This is a genomic window from Streptomyces sp. NBC_01142 (assembly GCF_026341125.1).
Taxonomy (GTDB): Bacteria; Actinomycetota; Actinomycetes; order Streptomycetales; family Streptomycetaceae; genus Streptomyces.
In genome coordinates, this window is the sequence record NZ_JAPEOR010000001.1 from 113,730 (window position 1) to 128,265 (window position 14,536).

12 protein-coding genes and 1 pseudogene are annotated in these 14,536 nt (G+C 69.2%); 9 read left to right on the plus strand and 4 right to left on the minus strand.

All coding sequences use genetic code 11. The features are described 5' to 3' along the window. Positions 1 to 51 precede the first annotated feature (51 nt). Positions 52 to 693 (plus strand): PadR family transcriptional regulator, encoded by a 642-nt coding sequence (locus OG883_RS00620; RefSeq protein WP_266533405.1) that lies wholly within the window; start codon positions 52 to 54, stop codon positions 691 to 693. Positions 694 to 780: 87 nt separating this feature from the next. Then, positions 781 to 1,138 (plus strand): annotated as a pseudogene (locus OG883_RS00625) (ATP-binding cassette domain-containing protein); the annotation flags it as partial. A gap of 277 nt (positions 1,139 to 1,415) precedes the next feature. On the opposite strand, the gene OG883_RS00630 reads toward OG883_RS00625, so the two are convergent. Beyond that, positions 1,416 to 2,846 carry a glutamate decarboxylase gene (locus OG883_RS00630; RefSeq protein ID WP_266533408.1) on the minus strand — a complete coding sequence of 477 codons (1,431 nt, stop codon included), beginning with the start codon at positions 2,844 to 2,846 and terminating at the stop codon, positions 1,416 to 1,418. A gap of 158 nt (positions 2,847 to 3,004) precedes the next feature. On the opposite strand from OG883_RS00630, the gene OG883_RS00635 reads away from it, so the two are divergent. Beyond that, on the plus strand, positions 3,005 to 3,772 hold the full coding sequence (locus tag OG883_RS00635) for a MerR family transcriptional regulator (RefSeq protein ID WP_266533411.1): 768 nt from the start codon (positions 3,005 to 3,007) through the stop codon (positions 3,770 to 3,772). A 27-nt stretch (positions 3,773 to 3,799) separates the two neighbouring features. Here the strand turns inward: OG883_RS00635 and OG883_RS00640 are convergent, their stop codons facing one another. Beyond that, positions 3,800 to 4,165: a YbjQ family protein gene (locus tag OG883_RS00640; protein ID WP_266533414.1), complete on the minus strand. Its 366-nt coding sequence runs from the start codon at positions 4,163 to 4,165 to the stop codon at positions 3,800 to 3,802. A 181-nt stretch (positions 4,166 to 4,346) separates the two neighbouring features. Here OG883_RS00640 and OG883_RS00645 point away from each other — a divergent pair, with 181 nt between their 5' ends. Further along, positions 4,347 to 5,039: a DedA family protein gene (locus OG883_RS00645; protein ID WP_266533417.1), complete on the plus strand. Its 693-nt coding sequence runs from the start codon at positions 4,347 to 4,349 to the stop codon at positions 5,037 to 5,039. Positions 5,040 to 5,136: 97 nt separating this feature from the next. On the opposite strand, the gene OG883_RS00650 is transcribed toward OG883_RS00645, so the two are convergent. Together OG883_RS00650 and OG883_RS00655 are read right to left on the minus strand one after the other, a co-directional pair. Next, entirely contained in the window at positions 5,137 to 6,795 is a 1,659-nt protein-coding gene (locus tag OG883_RS00650) for a threonine/serine exporter ThrE family protein (RefSeq protein ID WP_266533419.1), read from the minus strand. Between the two features lie 282 nt (positions 6,796 to 7,077). Further along, a complete protein-coding gene (locus OG883_RS00655; RefSeq protein WP_108151010.1) occupies positions 7,078 to 7,572 on the minus strand; it encodes an inorganic diphosphatase in 495 nt (164 codons plus the stop codon). An 86-nt stretch (positions 7,573 to 7,658) separates the two neighbouring features. Here OG883_RS00655 and dacB point away from each other — a divergent pair, with 86 nt between their 5' ends. The 5 genes from dacB (at position 7,659) to ftsH (ending at position 14,503) form a co-directional block, all read left to right on the plus strand. Beyond that, entirely contained in the window at positions 7,659 to 9,065 is a 1,407-nt protein-coding gene (gene dacB / locus OG883_RS00660; RefSeq protein WP_266533421.1) for a D-alanyl-D-alanine carboxypeptidase/D-alanyl-D-alanine-endopeptidase, read from the plus strand. 176 nt (positions 9,066 to 9,241) lie between these two features. Next, positions 9,242 to 10,387: a zinc-dependent metalloprotease gene (locus OG883_RS00665; RefSeq protein WP_266533424.1), complete on the plus strand. Its 1,146-nt coding sequence runs from the start codon at positions 9,242 to 9,244 to the stop codon at positions 10,385 to 10,387. 203 nt (positions 10,388 to 10,590) lie between these two features. Beyond that, a complete protein-coding gene (tilS, locus tag OG883_RS00670; RefSeq protein ID WP_266533435.1) occupies positions 10,591 to 11,709 on the plus strand; it encodes a tRNA lysidine(34) synthetase TilS in 1,119 nt (372 codons plus the stop codon). Between the two features lie 51 nt (positions 11,710 to 11,760). Beyond that, the gene (hpt, locus tag OG883_RS00675) at positions 11,761 to 12,300 is read left to right on the plus strand and encodes a hypoxanthine phosphoribosyltransferase (RefSeq protein WP_266541131.1); all 540 of its coding nucleotides are present in this window, start codon (positions 11,761 to 11,763) and stop codon (positions 12,298 to 12,300) included. Positions 12,301 to 12,472: 172 nt separating this feature from the next. Then, positions 12,473 to 14,503, plus strand: a complete 2,031-nt coding sequence (ftsH, locus tag OG883_RS00680; protein WP_266533438.1) for an ATP-dependent zinc metalloprotease FtsH — start codon at positions 12,473 to 12,475, stop codon at positions 14,501 to 14,503. The last annotated feature ends 33 nt before the right edge of the window (positions 14,504 to 14,536 follow it).

Sequence of the window (14,536 nt, forward strand, 5' to 3'; positions counted from 1 at the left end):
GTTGTGCGGCGCATTGTCAGAAGCCTGCGAACAGGAGAACGAGGTACGCGGATGTCTGCGATCCGGTTGCTGGTCCTCGGAGCCGTACGCCAGCACGGGCGGGCGCACGGCTACCAGGTCCGCAATGACCTGGAGTACTGGGGCGCCCATGAGTGGTCGAACGCCAAGCCCGGGTCGATCTATCACGCACTGAAGCAGATGGCGAAGCAGGGACTGCTGCACGCACATGAGATCGCGCCCTCGACGGCCGGCGGGCCGCCGCGTACCGAGTACGAGATCACCGAGAAGGGTGTCGAGGAGTACTTCGGGCTGCTGCGTGAGTCCCTGACCGTCCACGACCAGAAGATGGACATGCTCTCGGCCGGCATCGGCTTCATCGTCGACCTCAAGCGGGAGGAGGCCGTGGCGCTGCTGAAGGAGCGGGTGCGCGCCCTGGAGGAGTGGCGGACCTCGGTCACCGAGTACTACACGCCGGAGGAGGGGCCCGAGTCGCTGGGGCACATCGGCGAGATCATGAACCTGTGGGTGCACTCGGCGGACCGCGGGGCGGAGTGGACGCTCGGCCTGATCGAGCGGATCGAGCGCGGTGCGTACACCTTCTCGGGGGAGGGTGACGGCTTCGTCGGCGTCCTCGCGGACGGCGAAGAGAATCCGTACGCGACGGGTGTCCGGCATGAGGGCGATCGGCACTAATCAAGTTTGACCAATCGCGGATCCCGAGTTGCCTTCGGGCTCGTAGTCAAGTTTGACTACCTGTCTTGAGGGTGCTGGAGGAGACGTATGACGGACGCGATCGTCATCGAGGGCGTGCGGAAGCGGTACGGGGAGGAGCGGGCGCTGGACGGGCTGGACCTGGTGGTGGCGCGCGGCACGGTGTACGGGGTGCTCGGGCCCAACGGTGCGGGCGAGACAACCGCCGTACGCGTCATGGCGACGCTGCTGCGGCACGACGAGGGCGTGGTGCGCGTCGCCGGTCACGACGTACGGACCGAGGCCGGCGAGGTACGGCGCCGGATCGGGCTGCTCGGCCGGCACGCGGCGGTCGACGAGAGGCTCGGCGGCCGGCAGGACATGGATGTTCGGGCGGCTGTACCACCTGGGCGCGCGGCGGGCGGGTGCGCGGGCGGGCGAACTGATCGCGGTGTTCTTCCCGCTGGCGGTGGGGCGGTTCCGGCGGCTCGATCACTGAGCCGCCGGAAGTGGTGGGCCGCTGAGCGGAACCTTCGCGGGGTTGGCGGTGTAACAGGGGCAGAGCTGTTCATCGCGGACCCCGGGGGGAGTTCATGCAGTCGTTCACGCCGCGCTTCATGCAGTCGTTCACGCCGCGCTTCATGCAGTCGTTCACGCCGCGCTTCATGCAATTGCTTGCGCGGTGGTTCGTTCAGGGGGCGGCGGGGATCGTCGGCGGGCTGAGGTCAGTGGTGGAAGGCCGTCGCCGCCGCCGTGTCCGAGCTCAAGGGGTGCGGCTGACGGCGCAGTTCCGGCAGCAGCCGTTGGAGGTCCTCCAGCAGCAGCTCGGCCAGATCGGCGGAGAAGCCGTTGCGGCAGACCACGCGGAGTACGGAGAGATCCTCGCGGTTCGCCGGGAAGGTGTACGCCGGCACGAGCCAGCCGTGCTCGCGCAGCCGCCGCGAGACGTCGAAGACATCGAAGCTCTTCACGTCGGGCGCGGTGGTGAGGGCGAACACGGGCAACTGATCGCCCCGCGTGAGGAGTTGGAAGTCACCCAGCGCCTCGATCCGTTCCGCGAGCGCGAGGGCCACGTCCCGGGTCGTCTGCTGGACAGCCCGGAAGCCCGCCCTGCCCAGCCGCAGGAACGTGTAGTACTGGGCGACGACCTGCGCGCCGGGCCGGGAGAAGTTGAGGGCGAAGGTGGGCATATCGCCGCCCAGATAGTTGACCTTGAAGACCAGCTCCTCGGGCAGCTCGGCGGGCGAGCGCCACAGGGCCCAGCCGACCCCGGGATACACCAGGCCGTATTTGTGGCCGGAGGTGTTGATCGAGCTGACTCGGGGCAGCCGGAAGTCCCAGACCAGATCCTCGTCGACGAACGGCGCGAACATCGCGCCGGAGGCCCCGTCGACATGGACGGGGATGTCGAGGCCCGTGCGCTCCTGGAGGGAGTCCAGCGCCGCGCAGACCTCGGCGACCGGCTCGTACGACCCGTCGAAGGTCGAGCCGAGCACGGCCACCACCCCGATGGTGTTCTCGTCGCAGAGATCGGCCGCGGCCTGCGGGTCGAGATGGAAGCGGTTGCCCTCCATCGGCACCAGCCGCGGCTCGACCTCCCAGAACGTGCAGAACTTGTCCCAGCAGACCTGGACGTTGACGCCCATCACGAGATTGGGCCGGGCGTTGGCGGGATAGCGGCCGGTGTTGCGCTTCGCCCAGCGGTGCTTCAGCGCCATCCCGGCGAGCATGCAGGCCTCGCTGGAGCCGGTGGTCGAGCAGCCGACCGTGGCGGCGGGGTCGGGGGCGTTCCAGAGGTTGGCGAGCATCGCCACGCACCGCCGCTCCAGCTCGGCCGTGCGGGGGTACTCATCCTTGTCGATCATGTTCTTGTCCCGGCACTCCGCCATCAGGGTCCTGGCCTGAGGCTCCATCCAGGTGGTGACGAAGGTGGCGAGGTTGAGCCGGGAGTTCCCGTCGAGCATCAGCTCGTCGTGGACCAGTTGGTACGCCGTGGAGGGTGGCAGCGGGCCGTCGGGCAGCTGGTGCTTGGGCGGGGCCTGGGTCATTCCGCTGACCGGGTCGGCCTCCCCGTAGAAGGGATTGAGGGAGAGTCTGCGCGCTTCCCGCTCTTCCTCCTGGTCGGAGGAGTCTGTTGCGCCCTGGTGGAGTGGCATTGCTCGCTCTGCCGCCCTTCTCAGCTCTCGGAGGCCTCGGAGGCACTTCAACCGTGACCATATGGACAAAGTGGACCATCGGCTCGTCGGGCTTGCACCTCACGTGGCGTAAGGACTCAGGCTGAGGTGCGTACCGAGAAACGAAGGAGCGGAAGGCGATGAGCTACTCCGTGGGACAGGTCGCCGGGTTCGCCCGGGTGACGGTGCGCACGCTGCATCACTACGACGAGATCGGACTGCTCTCCCCGGGCGGACGCAGCCATGCGGGCCATCGGCGTTACGACGACGCCGACCTCGACCGGCTGCAGCAGATTCTGTTCTACCGGGAGCTCGGCTTCCCGCTCGACGAGGTCGCGGCCCTGCTCGACGACCAGGCCACCGGAAGAGCTGACCCGCAGGAGCATCTGCGCCGGCAGCACGGGCTGCTGACCGCCCGGATCACCAAGCTGCAGGAGATGGCCGCCGCCGTCGAACAAGCCATGGAGGCGAAGAAGATGGGCATCAACCTCACGCCCGAGGAGAGGTTCGAGGTCTTCGGGGACAGGGACCCGGAGCAGTACGCGGAGGAGGCCGAGCAGCGCTGGGGCGGCACCGACGCCTACGCCGAGTCGCAGCGCAGGACGGCGTCGTACACCAAGGAGGACTGGCTCCGGATCAAGCAGGAGCAGGAGGAGTGGGGCGCCCGCTTCGTGGCCCTCATGGACTCCGGCGCGCCGGCTGCGGGCGAGGCGGCGATGGACCTCGCGGAGGAGGCGCGGCAGCAGATCTGCCGCCTCTACTACGACTGCACCTACGAGATCCACACCTGTCTCGCGGAGATGTACGTCGCGGACGACCGTTTCCGGCAGTTCTACGAGGACATCAAGCCCGGCATGGCCGAGTATCTGCACGCCGCGATCCTCGCCAACGCGGTGCGCAACAGCTGAGCGTCCTGGCCCGGGCTCGGTCTCACCTCAGGTCCGGGTCAGGATCACCGCCGTGCCGTAGGCACAGACCTCTGTCCCCACGTCTGCCGCCTCCGACACATCGAAGCGGAACATCAGCACCGCGTTCGCGCCGCGCGCCCTCGCCTGCTCGACCAGCCGCGCCATCGCCTGGTTGCGGGTCTCCACCAGGGTCTTCGTCAGGCCCTTCAGCTCGCCGCCGATCATCGATTTGAGACCCGCGCCGATCTGGCTGCCCAGGTGCCGTGAGCGCACGGTGAGGCCGAAGACCTCACCGATCACCTGCTCCACCCGAAATCCGGGAACATCGTTCGTGGTGACGACCAGCACATCGGAGCTTGTGCCCTGTCCGCCGCCGTAATCCTCGATGCCCATGTGCGTCCACCTTCCTGTTGCTGTCCCGAGGCTTCTGACCCACAGCTTTGTCCCAGTCCGAGCACAGTGCATCCTGGGCAGGCCGGTGGAACGTGGCGTCGCCCCGATGCGTTGATAGCTTTGGGCGGCCGACCACGCCGATCGACGATCGACCGACTATCGACTCTGGAGCCCGGACCTCGTGACTACCCTTGCGCTCGGACCGAGCTGGCTGGACCCGGACTATCTGATTGCGACCTTCGGGCTGATCGGTGTCCTGGTCATTGTCTTCGCCGAATCCGGCCTGCTCATCGGCTTCTTCCTGCCGGGCGACTCGCTGCTGTTCACCACCGGTCTGCTGGTGACGACGGGGAAGCTGGACGACCTCCCGCTGTGGGCGGTGTGCACGCTGATCGTGCTCGCCGCGGTCGTCGGTGACCAGGTCGGCTATCTCTTCGGCCGCAAGGTCGGCCCGTCCCTCTTCAAGCGCCCCGACTCCAAACTCTTCAAGCAGGAGAACGTCGAGAAGGCGCACGAATTCTTCGAGAAGTACGGCCCCAAGTCGCTGGTCCTTGCCCGCTTCGTGCCGATCATCCGTACGTTCACGCCGATCATCGCCGGTGTGAGCCGGATGAACTACCGCTCGTTCATCACCTTCAACATCATCGGCGGCACGCTCTGGGGTGCGGGCGTCACGCTGCTCGGTGCCGCCCTCGGCAAGGTCGAGTTCGTCCACAAGCACATCGAAGCGATCCTGATCCTGATCGTGCTGCTCTCGGTGCTCCCGATCGCGATCGAGTTCCTGCGGGCCCGCTCCAAGAACAAGAAGGAGGCGGCGGCCGGACCGGTCGTCGACGGCCCGACGGCCGCGCGCGGCCGCCACGCCAAGCGCTGAGAACGGCTACGGGCCCGGGGGCAGAAACCCCGGGCCCGTACGCGTACTCGCACGCCGTGTGCCGGCCCCCGCCCCCGCCCCCGGAGGCCGTACGCCGCTAGAAGCCGCGGGTCCGCTTGGCCGCGCGGCGTTCGGACGGGCCCTCGGCGCCCGGCACCCTGAGGAACAGCCGGGAGATCTCGCCTCCCAGGTTCACCCCGATCGCGATGGCCAGCGCCAGGGCGGCCGCCTTGGACAGCGAGGCGAGGCCCGCGTTCAGATCGTTCCTGGCGATCTCGAGCAGTCCGAAGTACGTCGCGCTACCGGGCAGCAGCGGGCCGATCGCGGCGGTGACGTACGGCAGCGCGGACGCGAACCGGTAGCGCGAGAGCATCTGCCCGAACAGGCCCACCAGACCGGCGGCGGCAGCCGTCGCGGCGACGGGCGAGACCTCCGCGGTGTCCGCGAGAGCCCCGTACACCACCCAGGCCACCCCGCCGTTGAGCGATGCCAGCAGCACCGTGTTGCGCTCCTGCTGGAGCAGTACGGCGAAACACAGCGACAGCCCCATCGCCGCCAGCGTCTGGATCCACGGCCGCTCCACGCTGTGGATGGCCGTCTCCGGGTTGAGGCCCGCATCCAGCGCGACGCCCAGATACAGCACCATCAGCACGCCGACGACGATGCCCACGACGAGATAGCCGACCTCCAGCAGGCGGGCGGCCGCGGTGATGTAGAAGCCGGTCAGACCGTCCTGCACGCCGGCGACCAGGGCTCGCCCCGGGATCAGCGCGAACAGTCCACCAGTGATCACCGCGGAGGCGCGTACGTCCAGGGGCGTCGCCGTCAGGGCCACCCCCATCGCGGCAGACGGCATGGCGGCGGCGACGAACTGATAGAACTCCGGCAGCCCGCGCCCCGCGCACAGCCAGGCCAGCCGGTCGCCGAGCATCGCGCTGATCGCCGCCGCGAGGAACACCAGCAGATCGCCACCGACCAGCACGGACGCCGAACCGGCCAGCAACCCGCTCGCCGCGGTGAGCACCCAGCCCGGGTAGGGGTGCCGGTTACGGCGGATCTCCGCCAGCCGCCGGTAGGCCTCCTCCAGCGAGACGTCGGAATCCTCCGCCTCCGTGCTGATGTCGTGGACCAGCCGGTAGACCGCGGCCAGGCGGGTGTAGTCGGTGCCCCGGCGCCGTACGGTCCGGTTCGCCGTCACCGGGTCGTCGACGAGCGACGGCTGATAAGTGATCGACAGCAGGGTGAACGTGACGGTCGGCTCGCAGCGGTCGAGGCCGTACGAACGCGAGATGGCGAACATCGCCGCCTCGACGTCCTCGGCGCCCTCGCCGCCCGCGAGCAGCAGCTCGCCGATACGCAGCGTCAGGTCCAGCACGCGGGGCACGGCGGGACCGGCCTCTTCCTGCCGCTGCACCGTCTCCGGCAGCGGCCGCTCACCGACCGGCATCCGCAGCATCGCCCGCATCCGGTCCTGCCAGGGCGCGTCCCTGGTGAGCCGGACCACGGGGATGCCGTGGGCGGGGGTGAAGGCGGGCGGCGAGGTCTTGGCGGTGTAGGTGCGGGGCGGGGCGAACGCGGACCCCTCCGGCTCGGCCGGCGCTTCGGTCGCCATCCCCGCCGGAACCGCGAACTCCGAGGACGGGTGATCCTCCTCGGACACATCCGGCTGTCCCACACCGGACGGTGAGGTGAAGGCGCTGCGCGCCTCGTCGGACTGAGGCTTCCGGTCCTCCGGACCCTCCGGCTCCGCCACCACTTCGCGATCCTCGCTCCCTCTTGTGTGTCGCCGTGTCAGCCCAGTATGGGCACGGACATGGGGCTCTCCGCACGGCGGGCGGGGTACCCCGTGGGTGCCCCGCCCGTCTCCTAGCCAGGTATGACGTGCTCATGCGTGAGGTGCGACGCGCCGCTGCGCCGGCCTGCGGCTTCCGGCCATCGGTCCGGGCCGGGCCGGGGCCGGGTCCGGTCCGGGTCCGGGACGTGCGAAGGGCGGCGCACCCCGAAGGTGCGCCGCCCTTACAGACTCCTCAGCGGCGGATCAGTGCGCGCCGCCCTGCGCCTCGAGGCGCTTGTAGGAGGCCTCGATCTCGGCCTCGGCCTCGGTGCGGCCAACCCAGTTGGCGCCCTCGACGGACTTGCCGGGCTCCAGGTCCTTGTAGACCTCGAAGAAGTGCTGGATCTCCAGGCGGTCGAACTCCGAGACATGGTGAATGTCGCGCAGGTGCTCCACACGCGGGTCGGAGGCCGGAACACACAGCAGCTTGTCGTCGCCGCCCGCCTCGTCCGTCATCCGGAACATGCCGATGGCGCGGCACTTGATCAGGCATCCGGGGAAGGTCGGCTCGTCAAGGATGACCAGCGCGTCCAGCGGGTCGCCGTCCTCGCCGAGGGTGTTCTCGACAAAGCCGTAGTCGGCCGGGTAGCTGGTCGAGGTGAAGAGTCGACGGTCAAGGCGGATCCGACCGGTCTCGTGGTCCACCTCGTACTTGTTCCGCGAACCCTTCGGGATCTCGATGGTGACGTCGAACTCCACGGGTGGCTCCTCCATGATCAACACATACTTCGGGTGGTTAAGTGTCCCTCACGCAGATGTGTGATCGCGAAAGGGGCTGGTGCGAGGTGCCAGAGGTCAGGACGTGGCAGCTCACCACGGGCGCCGCCGTGGTCGGCCTCGCCCTCGCTGCCGGGGCCGTGGCCGCGGCGGGTCCATGGGACTCCGGTCAGCGTAAGGCCGAGAAGGAGTGGGCGGCGGCTCGGAGCGACGCGGGTGGCGCACATCACCAGGCACCCGCGCGAAAGCGCCCCGCACCCGCGCCCAGCGCCCCCGGAGTGCTCGCCGGGCTGGGCGATGCGATGACCACCAAGGGCGATGCCCGGCCCACCGCGCCGGGCGACCTCGCCAAGATGCTCGCTCCGCTCCTCGGCGACCCCGGCCTCGGCTCGGTCCGTACGGCCTCCGTCATCGATGTCGCGACGGGCGATCGGCTGTACGGGAAGGCGGCCGAGGACGTCATGACCCCGGCCTCGACGATCAAGATCGCCACCTCGGTCGCGGCGCTCTCGGCGCTCGGCCCGGACCACCGCATCCCCACCACCGTCGTCGCCTCCAAGGACGGCAAGCAGCTCACCCTGGTCGGCGGCGGCGATGCCACCCTCGACAAGGCCCGTCTGGCCACGCTCGCCGACCGGACGGCGCGGGCCCTGCGGGACCGCGGGACGGCCACCGTCCGCCTCACGTACGACAGTTCGCTCTACAAGGGCCCCTGGCAGCACCCCATCGGCCGCGACAACGACAACATCGCCCCGGTCAGCCCGCTGATGGTGGGCCAGGGGCGGCTCAAGGGCACGGCCACGGGCGCCACCCGGCGTACCGGCGACCCGGCCCGTGACGCGGCCGGCGCTTTCGAGCGGCTGCTGACCGAGCGTGGCGTCGACACCTCCGCCGCCCCGGCCCCGGGCCGTCCGGCCGACGGAGCCACCCCCGTCGCCAAGGTGTTCTCCCGCCCGCTGTCGGCCCTGGTCGAGCGGACGCTGACCACCAGTGACAACGACATTGCCGAATCCCTCGCCCGCCAGACGGCGCTCGCGACGGGCGAGGAGGCGAGCTTCGCGGGCGCCGAGCGCGCCGTCACCAGGCAACTCGAGGACCTGAAGCTCCCGTTGACCGGAGCCCGCTTCGCGGACGGCAGCGGCCTCAGCCGTGAGGACAGGCTCTCCGCGCGTCTGCTGACCGAACTGCTGGCCCTCGCCGCCGATCCGGACCGTCCCGAACTGCGTTCCGTGGTGACAGGTCTGCCGGTGGCGGGCTTCAGCGGCACTCTGGAGAACCGTTACTCCTCGACGTCGCCCGGCACCGGCCTGATCCGCGCCAAGACCGGCACCCTCAGTGGCGTCAACACCCTGGCAGGCACGGTCGTCGCCTCCGACGGACGCCTGCTCGCCTTCGCCTTCCTGGCCGGGAACACCCCGTCCCGCGAGGCCGCCCAGCCCGCCCTCGACCGGCTGGCCGCCGCGCTGGCGTCGTGACGACCGGGCGGGCGGGGCAGCACGCACAGGCCAGGCAGGGCGTGACGTACAGGCCAGGCAGGGCGTCACACGCAGGCCAGGCAGGGCGTGACGTACCGGGCCGACGGGGCGTACGGGACGAACCGGCCGGTCCCAACACCTCACCGCTGTCGGATCCGACCACGTACGGTTGACGCATGACGAGCATCGGTGGTGCCGAGATGGTCGACTGGAACCTCGCTTTGGCGACCGCGACCCGCTTCGTGCGGCCGGGCCCCGACGTGAGCCGGGACGAGGCGCGTGCCGTCGTCGCCGAGCTGCGACGGCATGCCAAGGCCTCCGAGGAACATGTCCGCGCCTTCACCCGGATGATTCCGGAAGGCTCCCAACCGAAGGACACCCCGGTCCTGGTCGTGGACCGGGCCGGCTGGGTCAGGGCGAATGTCGCGGGCTTCCGCGAACTGCTCAAGCCGCTCCTGGACAAAATGCAGGAGCGTCGCTCGGGCAGCCCCGGCGGCGCCGTGCTCGGCGCGGTCGGCGGCAAGGTGACCGGCGTCGAGCTGGGCATGCTGCTGTCGTTCCTGGCCTCGCGGGTCCTCGGGCAGTACGAGACCTTCGCCCCCGCCACCCGTGAGCTGCCCGCCGGAGACCCCTCCGATTCGGGCGGTGGCGGCGGACGGCTGCTGCTGGTGGCCCCCAACATCGTCCATGTCGAGCGGGAGCTCGAAGTCGACCCGCACGACTTCAGGCTCTGGGTCTGTCTGCACGAGGAGACCCACCGCACGCAGTTCACCGGTGTGCCGTGGCTGCGTGACCATCTCGAGGGCGAGATCCAGTCATTCCTCGGGCAGACCGAGGTCGACCCGATGACCGTTCTGGAGCGGCTCAGGGAAGCCGCGCAGTCGCTCGCCGGCGCCCGCCCCGAGGGCGAGGAGGCCGAGGAGGGCCGTTCCATCGTCGAGCTGGTGCAGACCCCCGCCCAGCGGGAGATCCTCGGCCGGCTGACCGCCGTGATGTCGCTGCTGGAAGGCCATGCGGACTACGTGATGGACGGCGTCGGACCCGATGTCGTGCCGTCCGTCGCCGAGATCAGGGAGAAGTTCCAGCAGCGCAGGGCCCGCGGTGCGAGCCGCCTGGACCAGGCGCTGCGCAAGCTTCTGGGGCTCGACGCCAAGCTGCGGCAGTACCGCGACGGCGAGCGGTTTGTACGTGCCGTGGTCGAGGAGGTCGGTATGGATGGATTCAACCGGGTCTGGACGTCCCCCAACACCCTCCCCACCAAGGCGGAGATCGCCAAACCGGCGGACTGGGTCGCGAGGGTGCACCGTAAAGCAGAGTCGTGAGCGGGCGGCAGCCGACGGCAGGAGAACGCCCCCGCATTCACCCATCCGAGGGACCGTAGGCAATGGGTAGGCGTGCAATGCTCGGGGAACGGCTCGGTTCTGTCACCATCGACGCACTCTGCGTGACTGAGCGATCGAGTGACTGATCCTCCGTTCCGACTCCGACCGAGGCACCCCCCAACTTTTCACGAAGGGCACCGGACATGGGTCCCCATCCTGCGGTCGCGGCGATACGCCTGGCGGTCCGCCGCGTACTCCACGACGTACTCACCGAACACTCCGACCGCGTCGCGCGCTCCGTGGGCCACGCGGCCCCCGCGCACGCCGCCGCGGCCTGCGCGTCCTCCTCGGCCTCTGCGTTCCCCCTGACCCCCTCGTCCTCCTCGATGCATCCCGGGTCCGCGGGCGATCAGCCGCTCGTCCTCGTGGCGTGCTCCGGCGGCGCCGACTCCATGGCGCTCGCCTCCGCCCTCGCCTTCGAGGCCCGCAAGCTCTCCGTCCGCGCCGGCGGCATCACCGTCGACCACGGCCTCCAGGACGGATCCGATCTCCGCGCCACCGAAGTCGCCGCCCGTCTCACCGCGATGCACCTCGACCCGGTCGAAGCCATCAGCGTGCGGGTCGGCCGCGGCGGCGGACCCGAGGCCGCGGCCCGTGACGCCCGCTACGCCGCCCTCGACGACGCCGCAGAGCGCCATGGCGCCATCGCCGTCCTGCTCGGCCACACCCGCGACGACCAGGCGGAAACCGTCCTGCTCGGCCTGGCCCGCGGCTCCGGCATCCGCTCGCTGTCCGGGATGGCGGCCGTCTCGGGGGCGGCCGGCCGATACCGCCGCCCGTTCCTCCAGCTCGACCGGCAGACCGCACGCAAGGCCTGTCTGGTCCAGTCGCTGCCCGTCTGGGACGACCCGCACAACGCCGACCCGGCCTACACCCGCTCGCGGCTGCGCCACGAAGGCCTGCCGGCCCTGGAGAAGGCCCTCGGCAAGGGCGTCGTCGAGGCCCTTGCCCGTACCGCCCAGCTCTCCCGCGACGACGCCGACGCCCTGGACACCTGGGCCGCCGACGCGGACGCCTCCGTACGGGACGACGCCGGGCAGCTCGAGTGCGCCAAGCTCTACGCCCTGCCGCCGGCGGTCCGTCGCCGGGTGCTGCGCAGGGCCGCCATCCACGCCGGTGCGCCCGCCGGTTCTCTCTTCGCCCGGCACGTCGAGGAAGTCGACCGGCTGATCACGAGCTGGCGCGGCCAGGGAGCCATCAATCTGCCCGGCCGCGTCGAAGCGCGACGGCAGGGTGGCAGACTGGTCATTCGGCAAGGCTGACGCAGCTGCAGCGAATGCACAACGAAAGTGACCCGGGTGAACGAGAAGGACATGGGCACCGACCTTCAGTCGGTGCTCATCACCAAGGAAGAGATCGACGCCAAGCTGGCGGATCTGGCCGCGAAGATCGATGCAGAGTACGCGGGCAAGGACCTGCTCATCGTGGGTGTCCTCAAGGGCGCCGTGATGGTGATGGCGGACCTGGCACGTTCGCTGGCCACCCCCGTCACGATGGACTGGATGGCGGTGTCGTCGTACGGCGCGGGCACCCAGTCCTCGGGCGTCGTCCGGATCCTCAAGGACCTGGACACCGACATCAAGGGCAAGCACGTCCTGATCGTCGAGGACATCATCGACTCCGGCCTCACGCTCTCCTGGCTGCTGTCGAACCTCGGCTCGCGCGAGCCGGCCTCTCTCGAGGTCTGCACCCTGCTGCGTAAGCCGGATGCCGCAAAGGTCGCCATCGACGTGAAGTGGATCGGCTTCGACATCCCGAACGAGTTCGTCGTCGGCTATGGGCTGGACTATGCGGAGAAGTACCGCAATCTGCCTTTCGTCGGCACGCTCGCCCCGCACGTCTACGGCGGCTGACTCCCACGGGAACCCCAGCCCCCTTCTCGCCGTTGGAGCATGGGAAGGCGGGTTTGTCAGCCGTACCATGCGGTCGCGGTGACGATGCTGGGGTACCGTCCGAAGAACAGTCTTTTCTCACAGCAGCATTTACCTACGGGCAGGAGGGACGGGGCGTTTTCGCTCCGTATGGATGGACGTGAAGCGATACTTCCGTGGGCCGGTCATGTGGATCGTGCTGGCCGTCCTCGCCGTGGTCGTGTTGATGCAGGTCGTCGGCTCGTCCGGCGGCTACAAGACGGTGGACACCGGCGAGGTCGTCCAGGCGATCGACAAGAACCAGGTCGACCAGGTCAAGCTGACCACTGGCGACGAACAGATCATCAAGGTCGATCTCAAGGACGGCCAGAAGGTCAAGGGCAGCGACAAGATTCAGGCCAGTTACATCGGCACCCAGGGTGCTGATCTGGCCGAGAAGCTGCAGACGAAGTACGAGGCCGGCGACATCGAGGAGGGTTACACCGTCTCGCCGTCGAAGCAGAGCCCCTTCGTATCGGTGCTGCTCTCGCTGCTGCCCTTCGTGCTGATCGTCGTGGTCTTCCTCTTCCTGATGAACCAGATGCAGGGCGGCGGCTCCCGCGTCATGCAGTTCGGGAAGTCCAAGGCCAAGCTGATCACCAAGGACACCCCGAAGACGACCTTCGCCGATGTGGCGGGGACCGACGAGGCGGTCGAGGAGCTCCACGAGATCAAGGAGTTCCTGCAGGAGCCGGCCAAGTTCCAGGCGGTCGGCGCCAAGATTCCGAAGGGCGTGCTGCTCTACGGCCCGCCCGGTACGGGCAAGACGCTGCTCGCTCGCGCCGTCGCGGGCGAGGCGGGCGTCCCGTTCTACTCGATCTCCGGTTCCGACTTCGTCGAGATGTTCGTCGGTGTCGGTGCCTCCCGAGTCCGTGACCTCTTCGAGCAGGCCAAGGCGAACGCTCCGGCGATCGTCTTCGTCGACGAGATCGACGCCGTCGGCCGGCACCGCGGTGCGGGTCTCGGCGGTGGCCACGACGAGCGCGAGCAGACCCTGAACCAGCTGCTCGTCGAGATGGACGGCTTCGACGTGAAGGGCGGCGTGATCCTGATCGCCGCCACCAACCGGCCGGACATTCTCGACCCGGCGCTGCTGCGCCCGGGCCGGTTCGACCGGCAGATCGCCGTCGACCGTCCGGACATGCAGGGCCGTCTGGAGATCCTCAAGGTCCACCAGAAGGGCAAGCCGGTCGCCCCGGACGTCGACCTGGGTGCAGTCGCCCGTCGTACGCCCGGCTTCACCGGTGCGGACCTGTCGAACGTGCTGAACGAAGCCGCGCTGCTCACTGCGCGCAGCGACAAGAAGCTGATCGACAACCACTCCCTGGACGAGGCGATCGACCGCGTCGTGGCGGGCCCGCAGAAGCGGACCCGGATCATGTCGGACAAGGAAAAGAAGATCACCGCGTACCACGAGGGCGGTCACGCCCTGGTCGCGGCGGCTTCGCCGAACTCCGACCCGGTCCACAAGATCACGATCCTGTCCCGTGGACGGGCGCTCGGCTACACCATGGTCCTGCCGGACGAGGACAAGTACTCCACCACGCGCAACGAAATGCTCGACCAGCTGGCATACATGCTGGGCGGGCGCGCGGCCGAGGAGCTCGTCTTCCACGACCCGACCACCGGTGCGGCCAACGACATCGAGAAGGCCACGGCCACGGCCCGTGCGATGGTCACGCAGTACGGCATGACCGAGCGGCTCGGTGCGATCAAGTTCGGCGGCGACAACACCGAGCCCTTCCTGGGCCGGGAGATGGGCCATCAGCGCGACTACTCGGAAGAGGTCGCGGCGCTGGTCGACGAAGAGGTCAAGAAGCTCATCGAGACCGCGCACAACGAGGCCTGGGAGATCCTCGTCGAGAACCGTGACGTTCTCGACAACCTGGTCCTCCAGCTGCTGGAGAAGGAAACGCTGAACAAGGAGCAGATCGCCGAGGTCTTCTCGACGATCGTGAAGCGCCCGGCCCGTCCGGCGTGGACCGGTTCCTCACGGCGTACGCCCTCCACGCGGCCGCCGGTGCTCTCGCCGAGGGAGCTGGCGCTGACCAACGGCGCCAATGGCTCGAACGGCACGGTCCCGACGGATGTCACTCCGGCCACCCCCGGCATCGAGGTGGTTCCGGAAGAGCGTCCGGAGAGCTGATTCCGTTCAGCGCTCCGGTCGCACAGGACCCGG